At 67.7% G+C, this 10,901-nt stretch carries 12 protein-coding genes; 3 read left to right on the top strand and 9 right to left on the bottom strand.

Annotated features, from left to right (window positions below; all coding sequences use genetic code 11):
• Positions 1–1,376, bottom strand: a 1,376-nt coding sequence (dnaK, locus tag WB508_RS06335; RefSeq protein WP_423844037.1) for a molecular chaperone DnaK, incomplete at its 3' end; no start/stop codon positions are given.
• Positions 1,377–1,511: 135 nt separating this feature from the next.
• Between dnaK and WB508_RS06340 the strand changes: the two genes are divergently transcribed.
• A complete protein-coding gene (locus WB508_RS06340) occupies positions 1,512–2,087 on the top strand; it encodes a hypothetical protein (protein ID WP_423844038.1) in 576 nt (191 codons plus the stop codon).
• 9 nt (positions 2,088–2,096) lie between these two features.
• Here the strand turns inward: WB508_RS06340 and WB508_RS06345 are convergent, their stop codons facing one another.
• Positions 2,097–2,987, bottom strand: a complete 891-nt coding sequence (locus WB508_RS06345; RefSeq protein ID WP_423844039.1) for a rhodanese-related sulfurtransferase — start codon at positions 2,985–2,987, stop codon at positions 2,097–2,099.
• 56 nt (positions 2,988–3,043) lie between these two features.
• Between WB508_RS06345 and WB508_RS06350 the strand changes: the two genes are divergently transcribed.
• Positions 3,044–4,459: an amidase gene (locus tag WB508_RS06350; protein WP_423844040.1), complete on the top strand. Its 1,416-nt coding sequence runs from the start codon at positions 3,044–3,046 to the stop codon at positions 4,457–4,459.
• A 12-nt stretch (positions 4,460–4,471) separates the two neighbouring features.
• On the opposite strand, the gene map is transcribed toward WB508_RS06350, so the two are convergent.
• Positions 4,472–5,242 (bottom strand): type I methionyl aminopeptidase, encoded by a 771-nt coding sequence (gene map / locus WB508_RS06355; protein ID WP_423844041.1) that lies wholly within the window; start codon positions 5,240–5,242, stop codon positions 4,472–4,474.
• Positions 5,239–5,631, bottom strand: coding sequence for a hypothetical protein (locus WB508_RS06360; protein ID WP_423844042.1), 393 nt, complete (start codon positions 5,629–5,631; stop codon positions 5,239–5,241). Before WB508_RS06360 ends, map begins: the two co-directional genes overlap by 4 nt.
• 44 nt (positions 5,632–5,675) lie before the next feature.
• Between WB508_RS06360 and WB508_RS06365 the strand changes: the two genes are divergently transcribed.
• Complete coding sequence (locus WB508_RS06365) at positions 5,676–6,356, top strand: SGNH/GDSL hydrolase family protein (RefSeq protein WP_423844043.1); 681 nt, start codon at positions 5,676–5,678, stop codon at positions 6,354–6,356.
• Between the two features lie 22 nt (positions 6,357–6,378).
• Here the strand turns inward: WB508_RS06365 and WB508_RS06370 are convergent, their stop codons facing one another.
• The 5 genes from WB508_RS06370 to WB508_RS06390 form a co-directional block, all read right to left on the bottom strand.
• Complete coding sequence (locus WB508_RS06370) at positions 6,379–7,185, bottom strand: SDR family NAD(P)-dependent oxidoreductase (RefSeq protein WP_423844044.1); 807 nt, start codon at positions 7,183–7,185, stop codon at positions 6,379–6,381.
• On the bottom strand, positions 7,185–8,405 hold the full coding sequence (locus WB508_RS06375) for an acyl-CoA dehydrogenase family protein (RefSeq protein ID WP_423844045.1): 1,221 nt from the start codon (positions 8,403–8,405) through the stop codon (positions 7,185–7,187). The genes WB508_RS06370 and WB508_RS06375 overlap by 1 nt, the downstream gene beginning before the upstream one ends.
• A 1-nt stretch (position 8,406) precedes the next feature.
• Complete coding sequence (locus tag WB508_RS06380) at positions 8,407–8,880, bottom strand: MaoC family dehydratase (protein ID WP_423844046.1); 474 nt, start codon at positions 8,878–8,880, stop codon at positions 8,407–8,409.
• A 79-nt stretch (positions 8,881–8,959) separates the two neighbouring features.
• Positions 8,960–9,673 carry an energy-coupling factor transporter transmembrane component T family protein gene (locus WB508_RS06385; RefSeq protein WP_423844047.1) on the bottom strand — a complete coding sequence of 238 codons (714 nt, stop codon included), beginning with the start codon at positions 9,671–9,673 and terminating at the stop codon, positions 8,960–8,962.
• Positions 9,670–10,901: ATP-binding cassette domain-containing protein (locus WB508_RS06390; RefSeq protein ID WP_423844048.1), on the bottom strand; the 1,232-nt coding region annotated here is incomplete at its 5' end. The genes WB508_RS06390 and WB508_RS06385, both read right to left, overlap by 4 nt.

Consider the following 10,901-nt stretch of genomic DNA (forward strand, 5'->3'; position numbering starts at 1 on the left):
GACACGTTGACGATGCCGTTGGCGTCGATGTCGAAGGTGACCTCGATCTGGGGCACGCCGCGCGGCGCCGGGGGCAGTCCGGTGAGCTCGAACGTGGCCAGCTGCTGGTTGCCCGCAGCCATCTCCCGCTCACCCTGGTACACCTGGATCGCAACCGAGGGCTGGTTGTCGTCAGCGGTGGTGAAGACCTCGGACTTCTTGGTCGGGATCGTGGTGTTGCGCTCGATCAGCTTGGTCATCACGCCGCCCTTGGTCTCGATGCCGAGGCTCAGCGGAGTGACGTCGAGCAGCAGGACATCCTTGACCTCGCCCTTGAGGACGCCGGCCTGCAGGCTGGCGCCGAGCGCCACGACCTCGTCGGGGTTGACTCCCTTGTTGGGCTCCTTGCCACCCGTCAGGTTCTTGACGACCTCGGTGACGGCCGGCATGCGCGTGGAGCCGCCGACCATGACCACGTGATCGATCTGGTCGACGCTGATGCCTGCGTCCTTGATGACGTTCAGGAACGGCTTCTTGGTGCGCTCGAGCAGATCAGCGGTGAGCTTCTCGAACTCCGAGCGGGTCAGCGTCTCGTCCAGGAAGACGGGATTGCCGTCCTGCACCGTGATGTACGGCAGGTTGATCGAGGTACTGGATGAGCTGGACAGCTCGATCTTGGCGCGCTCGGCAGCCTCGCGGATGCGTGGCATGGCCATCTTGTCCTTGGTCAGGTCGACACCGGTCGAGCTCTTGAAGCGGGCGACCAGCCAGTCGACGACCTTCTCGTCCCAGTCATCGCCACCGAGATGGTTGTCACCACTGGTGGCCTTGACCTCGATGACGCCCTCGCCGATCTCGAGCAGAGACACGTCGAACGTGCCGCCGCCGAGGTCGAAGACGAGAATGGTCTGGTCCTCGCCCTTGTCCAGCCCGTAGGCCAGCGCGGCCGCCGTGGGCTCGTTGACGATGCGGCTGACGTTCAGGCCGGCGATCTCGCCGGCCTCCTTGGTGGCCTGGCGCTGATGATCGTTGAAGTACGCGGGCACGGTGATGACCGCGTCCGTGACCGGCTCGCCCAGGTACGCCTCGGCATCGCGCTTCAGCTTCTGCAGGATGAACGCGGAGATCTGCTGGGGGTTGAACGACTTGCCGTCGATGTCCGTGGTCCAGTCGGTGCCCATGTGGCGCTTGACCGATCGGATGGTGCGATCGACGTTGGTGACGCCCTGGCGCTTGGCGACCTCGCCGGCGAGGACCTCGCCATCCTTGGCGAAAGCCACGACCGACGGAGTGGTGCGGGCGCCTTCGGCGTTGGCGATGACGGTGGCTTCGCCGCCTTCGAGCACGGCGACGACTGAGTTGGTGGTACCGAGATCAATTCCGACCGCACGGGCCATGGTGATTCCTCCTGCTATGGGTGTGTGAAGTGCTGCTGTGGTGGAAGTTCAAGAAGTCTCATCAACTGACTTGAGTCCAACCTTATCAACTACGTCCACGTCAGTCCTATTCCGGGGTCGACTACCATCGCGCCCATGGTGTCTCGACTGTGTTCGGCTGTGATCGTCGCGGTGGCCGCCCTCCTCCTGGTGGCATGCACCGGCGATCCCGAGCCGGTTCCATCGCCCTCGACCAGCACCTCGACCGACCCCACGGCCTCGCCCACCCCGGGCACTCTGGTGGGACGCGATTCCTTCGCGCTGACGCTGCCCGAGGGTTGGACCGAGCGCCCGGACGCCAGTGGAGCCCTGCTGCTGGGCACCTCTGATCAGATGGTCGACGGCTACCCGATGAACGTCCATGTCGTCGCAGACACCACCTTGACCGAGTTCACTCCAGCCCAGATGGAGGACGCCCGCGAGTCCGCACTCTCGGAGGCCGACGCCACATCGATCAAGTCCCTCGGCGAATTCGAGGTGGACGGCGAGCAGGGCGTACGTCTCAGCTACCGGCAAGACGTCCGGGGCATCGATGTGCTCACGGTCGAAGTCACCGCCGCTCATGGCGACAGCGGCTACATCGTGGCCTTCTCCTTCGCGCCCACTGTCGACAAGGCCGTGCGCGAAGATGTGGTCACCAGCGTCATGGACAGCTGGACCTGGGCTCAGTGACCAGGGCGCTCAGGCTGCCCGGTGGTCCGCGCAGCCGGCGTCACGCGAAGCGCACACTGGGCACCGCACGAACTGGCTGACGCAGGACGCATCGGCGCAGTCCACCACTGCATTCGTCGCCACCTCGCAGCCATCGCAGCGACCGATGACAGCCGCATGGTCAGAGAAGTCCACCGTCATCCGGTCATCGAACACGTACAGGGATCCCTCCCAGAGTCCGTCGTCGCCGAACGCGTCTCCGTACGTGGCAATGCCGCCGTCGAGCTGGTAGAGCTCGCTGAATCCGCGCTCGCGCATCAGCGGCGTGAGGATCTCGCACCGGATGCCACCCGTGCAGTAGGTGACCACCGGCTTGTCCTTGAGGTGGTCGTACGCGCCGCTGTCGAGCAGCTCGACGAACTCGCGGGTGGTGTCGACCGGCGGCACGACGGCTCCTGCAAACCGTCCGACAGACGACTCGATCCGATTGCGGCCGTCGAAGAACACCACCTCCGTACGCTGCACCAGCTCATGCAGCTGTTGCGGGTTCAGATGGGTGCCTCCACCCGCGACTCGATGCCCGTCCAGACGTACCGCATCGGGCGCGCCGAAGGTGACCAGCTCGGGTCTCACCTTGACGACCAGGCGGGGGAAGTCGGCGGTGCTGCCGTCGTCGAGCGCGCGGCCCTCGCTCCACTTGAAATCGATGTCATGGAACGGCGCATACGACTTGGTGCCGCGCACGTACTTCTTCATCTCGAGGACGTCGCCTCCCAGCGTGCCGTTGATGCCGTGCGGCGCCACGATGATGCGCCCGCGCAAGCCGAGCGACTGGCACAGGGTGTGCTGCCAGAGCCGGACGGCCTCGGGGTCGGGCAGCTCGGCGAAGGCGTAGAAGAGAAGGACCTTGGGGGTGGCCACCTGGCAATTCTAGGCGGCCCCCGATGTCGTGGTGCCGGCCGGACTAGGGTCGACGCATGGCCGAGCTGCACGACCTCGACGCCCATGACCAGTCCGCCGCGCTGCGCTCCCGCGAGGTGTCTGCGGTCGAGCTGGTGCAGCACCACTTGGACCGCATCGACGCCCACGACGCCGCACTCGGCGCCTTCATCACGGTGACCCACGAACGCGCCCTCGCGCGCGCCGCCGATGCCGACGCGCGGCTCGCAGACAAGGACACCACACCCCCCTTTCTCGGCGTGCCCACCGCTTTCAAGGACTTGACCTCCACCGCCGGGGTCACCACGACGATGGGATCGGCACTGTTGCGCGACCAGGTGCCTGATCTCGACGCCCACCTGGTCACCCTCGTCGAGGCGGCCGGTTTCGTGAGCCTGGGGAAGACCAACACCCCTGAGTTCGGACTCTCCTCGTACACCGACAACGACGTGGTCGGGCCAGCCCGCACCCCGTGGGACCCGACCCGCAATGCCGGAGGGTCCAGCGGCGGCGCAGCAGTTGCGGTGGCAGCGCGGCTGCTGCCGCTCGCTCCGGGCAGCGACGGCGGCGGCTCCATCCGCATCCCCGCCAGCGCCTGCGGGGTCTTCGGATTCAAACCGAGCCGCGGCCGGGTCAGCTCAGGGCCCGACGGCAGCGACTGGGCCGGGCTGGCGGTCAGCGGCCCGATCACCCGGACCGTGCGAGACGCAGCGGCTCTCCTCGACGCCATGGCGGTGCCCATGCCCGGCGACGTCCGTCCCCTGCCAGCACCGCCCGAGCCCTTCACCTCATGGGTTGGTCGAGATCCCGGCCCTCTGCGCATCGCGCGCTGGTCTGGCACGCACCTGCCAGGAGTCGAACCGTCGTCCGAGGCGGTGACCGCCTGGGAGAGCGCCAGCCGGCTGCTGGAGTCTCTGGGGCACGACGTCGTCGACGTGCCCAACCCGTTCCCGCGGGAGCTGGAGACACAGTTCAACCTCATCTGGCCCAGCAGTGTCGCGGCGGCACCCGTCGCGGCCGAGGCAGAACAGCTGCTGCGACCCAACACCCGGTACTGGCGGCAGCGAGGCCTGCAGACGTCAGCCGTCGAGCTCTCGCGAGCGATGACCTACCTGGAGCAGACGACTCGGACGGTCGTGACCGACCTCGGCCCGTTCGACGCCATGCTGACCCCAACCCTCGCCCTGCCGCCACAGCACGTCGAGTGGTTCAACGAATCGGGCGACCCCGTGGAAGACCACCGGCGCGAGCTGTTGTTCACCCCGTACACCGGGCTGTACAACATGAGCGGCCAGCCGGCCGCGTCACTGCCGCTGCACTGGACGGCCGGGGACACGCCCCTGCCCGTCGGAGTGATGCTTGCGACCCACCCTGGACGCGACGACCTTCTGTTCGCGCTGTGCGCACAGGTCGAAGCTGCGTCGCCCTGGCTCAGGCGCCCACACGCGGCGTGAGTCGCGTCGCTGCTATCCGGTGCGAGCGGTCATGACGACCGGCCCGTCGTCCGTGATCGCGATGGTGTGCTCGACGTGCGCGCCGCGCGAACCATCGGCGCTACGGATGGTCCAGCCGTCGTCGTCCATGCGGATCTCGTCGGTCGTGTGCAGGAACCAGGGCTCGATCGCGATGACGAGGCCGGGCTTGAGCGGGAAGCCCCGGCCTGCCCGCCCGTCGTTGGGGATGTGGGGATCGCCGTGCATCGTGCGGCCCACGCCGTGACCGCCGAACTGCGTGTTGATCTTGAGACCATGGGCTCGACCCACGGCACCGATGGCAGCCGAGATGTCACCGACCTTGTTGCCGGGCTGGGCCACCGAGATGGCCGCATCGAGCGCCTCCTGCGCGTGCTCGACCAACTTCAGGTCTTCCTCGCGCGGCGTGCCGACGGCCACCGTGACGGCGGAGTCGCACACCCAACCATCCACTGACACAGCGAAGTCGAGGCTGAGCAGATCGCCGTCCTTGAGCTGGTAGCGGTGCGGCAGCCCGTGCAGCACGGCGTCATTGACCGACGTGCAGATGACCTTGCCAAAGGGCATGGCTCCGAACGAGGGGTGGTAGTCGATGTAGCAGGACTCGGCGCCTCGCGCCTTGATCATCTGGTGGGCCAACGCGTCGAGCTCGAGCAGGTCGACCCCCACGTCAGCAGCGGCTGACACCTGCGTGAGCACGTCCGCGACGAACCGTCCGGCCGGGCGCATCTCATCGATCTGGGTAGGCGTGAGCAATTCGATCATCGCTGGCTGGCTCCTGTCGGGCTGGCGAGGGTGGCGCGGGCGGCCAGCAGGCTGATCCACAGCGCGGCCAGCCCCAGGGAAGCAGTGACGGTGTTGCCGAGGACGCCAGCACCGGTGCTGAAGGCCGACGATGCCACGAGCGCACCGCCGAGCATCGCCAAGGCAGCCATGGCGTGGTGGGGGATGCTTCGCTTCGTCGTCGTGCTCCATTGTTGGAAGAAGATTCCAGCGGCCACGGCAGCGGCCACCACCACCGCACCGCGAAGCATGCCGCGAGCCGGTCCGTCGACGTCGAGGGAGAGGTCGAGCACGAACACCACGCTGACGAAGCTCGTGGCGAGGACGGCGAATCGCATCCACACCGGATGCGACGGGTTCGGGGAAGGCACCAGATCAGCCTACGACGTGTGGACCGTGATGATTGACTTTGCTCGTGCAGAACGCCGCCTTCGACTACTCCAACCTCAGTGGCCGACCCCCCGGGCCGTTCATCTCGCTGGCCAGCCGCGTGCTCCGCGGCGTGCGCGACGTACAGGCTCAGGTCGTTCCGTACGCGGAGGCGTGGCAAGCACACAACCGAGCAGCGTTCGAGGCGGACGGCCCGCTGTGGGTCGCACTCGGCGACTCCATGACGCAGGGCATCGGAGCCACCGCGCACGACCGGGGCTGGACCGCTGGGGTCGCGGACGCGCTCCCGCACCACCGGCTCATCAACCTGTCAGTCTCCGGCGGCCTGGTGACCGACCTGCTCGAGCGCCAAGTGCCCACCATGGAGTCTCTGGGCGTCACACCGGACCTGGTGACGGTCATGATCGGCAGCAACGATCTGCTCAATCGGCAGGCGCGGAGCACGCTGCGCGACGATCTCGCCACCCTGATCGAACGGCTGCCGGCCGGGTCGGTCATGGCCACCCAGCCGGGCCCTCGACGAGGTGCCACCGAGTTCAACCGGACCATCACGTCGGCCCCGCACCTGGTGACAGCCGAGTTTCGCGATCCCCGGCTCAGCAGCTGGTCCGGGCGCGTGGCCGCCGATCGTTTCCACCCCAATGACGCTGGCTACGCCGCCATGGCACAGATCATGCGCGAAGCCATCGCGGCACGGACGACCTAGCTCGCACACCCACCAGACATGTTCAGCGCTCCAGCGAACGACGGAAGCGCTGCATGCCTGACGTCCAGCGATCGGGGTCGGCCGCCTTCTGCGCGTACATCTCACCGACCTGCGCATGCGGCAGGGCGAGGAACTGACCGCCCTCGATGGCGTCGAGCAGCACGTCGGCGACATCGAGCGGGTCCATCATGTCGCCGGCCGAGGAGACGGCACCGTGGGCGACACCGGCATCACCCTCGGCGACATCACCGTTCTCGGTCATCGGAGTGCGCACGCCCATCGGACACAGCGCCGCGACCTGCACACCCCGATCGCCGTAGGTGGCGGCGAGCCACTCAGCGAAGCCGACGGCCGCACGCTTGCTGGTGGCGTAGGTCGGTGATCCGAGCTGGGTCAGCAACCCGGCGGCAGAGGCCGTGACGGCGAAGCAGCCGCCATTCTCGTCGAGCCACCGCGGGACCAACACCCGCGCGGCCCGCACGTGCGACATCAGGTTCACGTCCAGGCTCGCGGCCCACTCGGCGTCGGTGGACTCCAGACCGAAGCCGCTGAAGATGCCGGCATTGGCGATGAAGATGTCCGGAACCCCGCCGGCCAGATCGGCCAGCTGCTCGATGGCCGTCTCCGAGGTGACATCGGCCGCGAGGTGCGCCACACGATCGACACCGTGCTCGGCAGCCATTGCCTCGGCGGTGGCGCTGAGACGCGTCGCGTCGAGGTCAGACAGGACGACCAGGCCAGCTCCGCGCTCGAGCAACCGCTGCCCCAGCGCCGCTCCGATCCCACCGGCCGCGCCGGTCACCACGGCAGAGGCGCCCGTCACCTCCATCAGCGCAGCTGCCGCTTCAGCTCGGCCTTCGCCAGGGCGTTCTTGTGCACCTCGTCCGGTCCATCGGCGAATCGCAGCGTGCGCATCCCCGCAAACATCTCGGCCAACGGGAAGTCCTGGCTGAGGCCGCCGGCCCCGTGCGTCTGGATCGCCTTGTCGAGGATCCACTCGACCGTCTTGGGCGTGGCGATCTTGATCGCCTGGATCTCTGAGTGCGCGGCCCGATTGCCGTGGGTGTCCATCAGCCAGGCTGCCTTGTAACAGAGCAGCCGCAGCAGCTCGACCTTCACGCGGGACTCGGCGATCCAGTCGCGAATCACTCCCTGTTCGGCTAGTGGCTTGCCGAACGCCACGCGAGAGGAGGCTCGCTCACACATCATCGTGATGGCTCGCTCGGCCAGTCCGATCGACCGCATGCAGTGGTGGATGCGCCCGGGTCCCAGACGCGCCTGGGCGATGGCAAAGCCTTCGCCCTCACCGGCAATCAAGTTGCTCGCCGGCACGCGTACATCGGTGAACCGCAGCTCGGCGTGGCCGCCGTGATCGCGATCGTGGTAGCCGAACACGTGCATGCCGCGCACCATCTCCAGGCCCGGGGTGTCGCGCTCGACCAGGATCATCGACTGCTGACGGTGTCGTTCAGCGGACGGATCGGTCTTGCCCATCACGATGAAGACCTTGCAGTCCGGGTTCATCGCGCCAGTGATCCACCACTTGCGTCCGTTGATGACGTACTCGTCGCCGTCGCGCACGATGGACAGCTCGACGTTGGTGGCGTCTGATGAGGCGACGTCGGGCTCGGTCATGGCGAAGGCCGAGCGGATCTGTGCGTCGAGCAGGGGACGCAGCCACTGCTGTTTCTGCTCGTCGGTGCCGAACATGTGCAGCACCTCCATGTTGCCGGTGTCCGGAGCGCTGCAGTTGAGCGCAGCGGGGGCGATCTGGATGCTGCGGCCGGTGAGCTCGGCGATCGGTGCGTACTGCAGGTTGGTCAGGCCGCCCTCCTCCGGCGCTCCGGGGAGCGCGAAGTTCCACAGGCCACGCTGGCGGGCTTCGGCACGCAGGTCATCGATGACCGCGGGGAAGGTCCACGTGTCATGGACGTACGCGGCCTCCATCTGCTCCTTGGCGGTGGCCTCGGCGGGGTAGATGACCTCGTCCATGAACGCCTGGGTGCGCTCGATCAGGTCGAGCGTCTTGGCGTCGTGCGCGAAATCCATGTCAGGCTCCGCTGTCTTTCTGGGCAGCCATCACGTAGACGACCTCGGCGATCAGGACCGGCTTGGTACCTCCTTCTCGCTCGACGACGAAGGTGATGACCGCTTGGGTGCCGATGGCGATCGTCGAGGTCTCCTTGAGCGTTGCTGTGGCGCGCAGGCGCGAGTCGACCGGGACGGGGTCGGGGAATCGGACCTTGTTGGCGCCATAGTTGACGCCCATCGCGAGCTTCTTCACGTGGTAGATCTGGCTGCTGAACACCGGGAGCAGCGACAGCGTCAGATAGCCGTGAGCAATCGTCGTGCCGAATGGACCTTTCGCGGCCTGCTCTGCATCAACGTGGATCCACTGGTGGTCACCGGTCGCCTCGGCGAAGGTGTTGATCTGCTCCTGGGTCACCGTGACCCAGTCACTGGTGCCGAGCTCTTCGCCGGCAGCAGCCGTGAACTCATCGAGGCTGTCGAACACGCGGGGCATAACTGGTCCTCCCAGGGGCGGGTCATCGGGACTAAGCGCTTGCTTAGTTCGCACCCTAGCCCGTTGCAACGTCAACGCGCTAGATCATCCCGCCGGCGGAGAGGAGGCGCGCGGCGAGGGGGACGACGCCCAGAGCCGCGGCCAGGGCCAGGGCTGCTCGATCCGATCGGGTCCAGCGGGCGGGCTCGGCCCACGTCCTGTTCTGTGCGGTGGCGAACCCTCTGGCGTCCATGGCCACGGCGCTGGTCGAGGCTCCCCGCATGGCATGCACCAACAGCGCGAAGGACATCGAGGCGGCGTGCTTCACGTGCGCCGCCGGGTTCCGCCCCGGCCCGGTTCCGCGCACGCGACGCACCCGATCCAATGCCTGCCACGTGTGACCGAAGCTGACGAATCGCTGCATCGCCGCCGAGAACGCCACCACCAGGCGAGCCGGAAGCTTGAGTGACTGCGCCAGATGGTCCGACAGCCGCGCCGGGTCGAGGTAGCCGGCCATCACCGACCCCGGCCAGGCCAGCACCACGATGCGCAGTCCCGCCACGAGGGCTTCTTCCCAGTCCCGACCACCGAGGCGCCAGGTGGAATAGACGATCGTGACGGCCGCGAACACCGTGAACCCAAGGCATGCCAGCGGGTAGCGCCACCCGGGCAGGAAGACGATGGCCATCAGGGCGTACGCGGCCACCGCGCACAGCGCCACGGGCAGGCTCCTGATCCAGAACGAACCCACCAGGGAGAACAGCCCGAACGAGAGCTGCACCAGTGGATTGAGGTTCAGCACCCACGACCTCACCGGACCGACCCCGCTTCCATGCGGTGCTCGACGTCGAGCGGCACATCGGCGTCGTGCGTCGACACCGCAACGGCGGCTCCGGCCCGCCGGGCCGCGTCCATCCAACCCACCACGGCAGCCCAGGTCCGCGGGTCCTGGCCGACCGTGGGTTCGTCGAGCAGGGCCACACTCGGCCGATGGGCCAACGCCGCCGCGAGCGCTAGCTGGCGTTGCTCGCCCCCGGAGAGGCGGAAGGGACTGGTCCGGGCGTACTTCTCCAACCCGAAGACGTCGAGCACCGCCTTGACGTCGACCGGGCGGCCCACCAGTCCTGACGTCAAGGCGACCTCTTGCTCAACCGTGGAGGTCAAGAAGCCATGTTCGGGATTCTGCGGCACCCAGCCCACGTCGATCGCCAGGCCGCGGGAGCGCCGGCCAGCGAAGGCCGGCGTCACGCTGCCGGCCGAGGGCTTGATCAAGCCACCGAGCACCGCCAACGCCGTGGACTTCCCAGATCCGCTGGGACCGGTGAAAGCCGTGAGCTCTCCGGGCCGTACCTCAGCCGAGAATCGATCGAGAGCCAGCGTGCGTTGGGTTCCGCGCAGCGTGCGGGTCGCCAGCTCGACCGACACGGCGGTCGCCCTGACCAGATTCGTAGCTCCGACTGGCGCCACCAGCTCCGTGGGGACGACCAGCGGCCTGGGGGTGGCCATTCCCGGCATCCAGATGCCCGCTGGCGGCGGCCCGGTCCTGAAGTCCTCCACGGAACCGTCGAAGACAATCTGTGCGCCCGGGGCCACGACGATCACTCGGTCGACGTGGTCGAGCCACGGCCCGAGGCGATGTTCGACGACGACCATCGTCCGATCACCGGCCGCATCGAGAATGGCCGCTCGCACCGTGGTCGCGGTGGCTGCGTCGAGCATCGAGGTCGGCTCGTCCAGCAGGAGCACATCCGGCTGCAGCGCAAGCACGCCGGCCAAGGCAAGCCGCTGCAGCTCGCCGCCTGACAACGCGGCCGTGAAGTGGTCACGCCCGTAGGACAGGCCGACTGCCTCCAGTGCGGCGTCGACGCGCGACCAGATCTCAGCACGCTCCAGCCCCAAGTTCTCCGGCCCGAAGGCCACGTCGCGTCCCATCCGCTCAGCCACGATCGAGTCGGCCGGATTCTGCAGCAGCAGTCCGAGTCGGCCGTCCACTTCCGCAGTGCCGCTGAGGTCGCCGGCGATCGTCGTTCCCAAGGCACCCG

Origin of the sequence: Aeromicrobium sp. (assembly GCF_049586495.1) — a bacterium.
Lineage (GTDB): Bacteria > Actinomycetota > Actinomycetes > Propionibacteriales > Nocardioidaceae > Aeromicrobium.

Coding starts and splice junctions, on each gene's coding strand:
- map (WP_423844041.1), bottom strand. CDS start 5,242: ATGATCGAATTGCTCACGCCTACCCAGATCGATGAGATGCGCCCGGCC.
- WB508_RS06370 (WP_423844044.1), bottom strand. CDS start 7,185: ATGGAGGTGACGGGCGCCTCTGCCGTGGTGACCGGCGCGGCCGGTGGG.
- WB508_RS06340 (WP_423844038.1), top strand. CDS start 1,512: ATGGTGTCTCGACTGTGTTCGGCTGTGATCGTCGCGGTGGCCGCCCTC.
- WB508_RS06375 (WP_423844045.1), bottom strand. CDS start 8,405: ATGGATTTCGCGCACGACGCCAAGACGCTCGACCTGATCGAGCGCACC.
- WB508_RS06350 (WP_423844040.1), top strand. CDS start 3,044: ATGGCCGAGCTGCACGACCTCGACGCCCATGACCAGTCCGCCGCGCTG.
- WB508_RS06380 (WP_423844046.1), bottom strand. CDS start 8,880: ATGCCCCGCGTGTTCGACAGCCTCGATGAGTTCACGGCTGCTGCCGGC.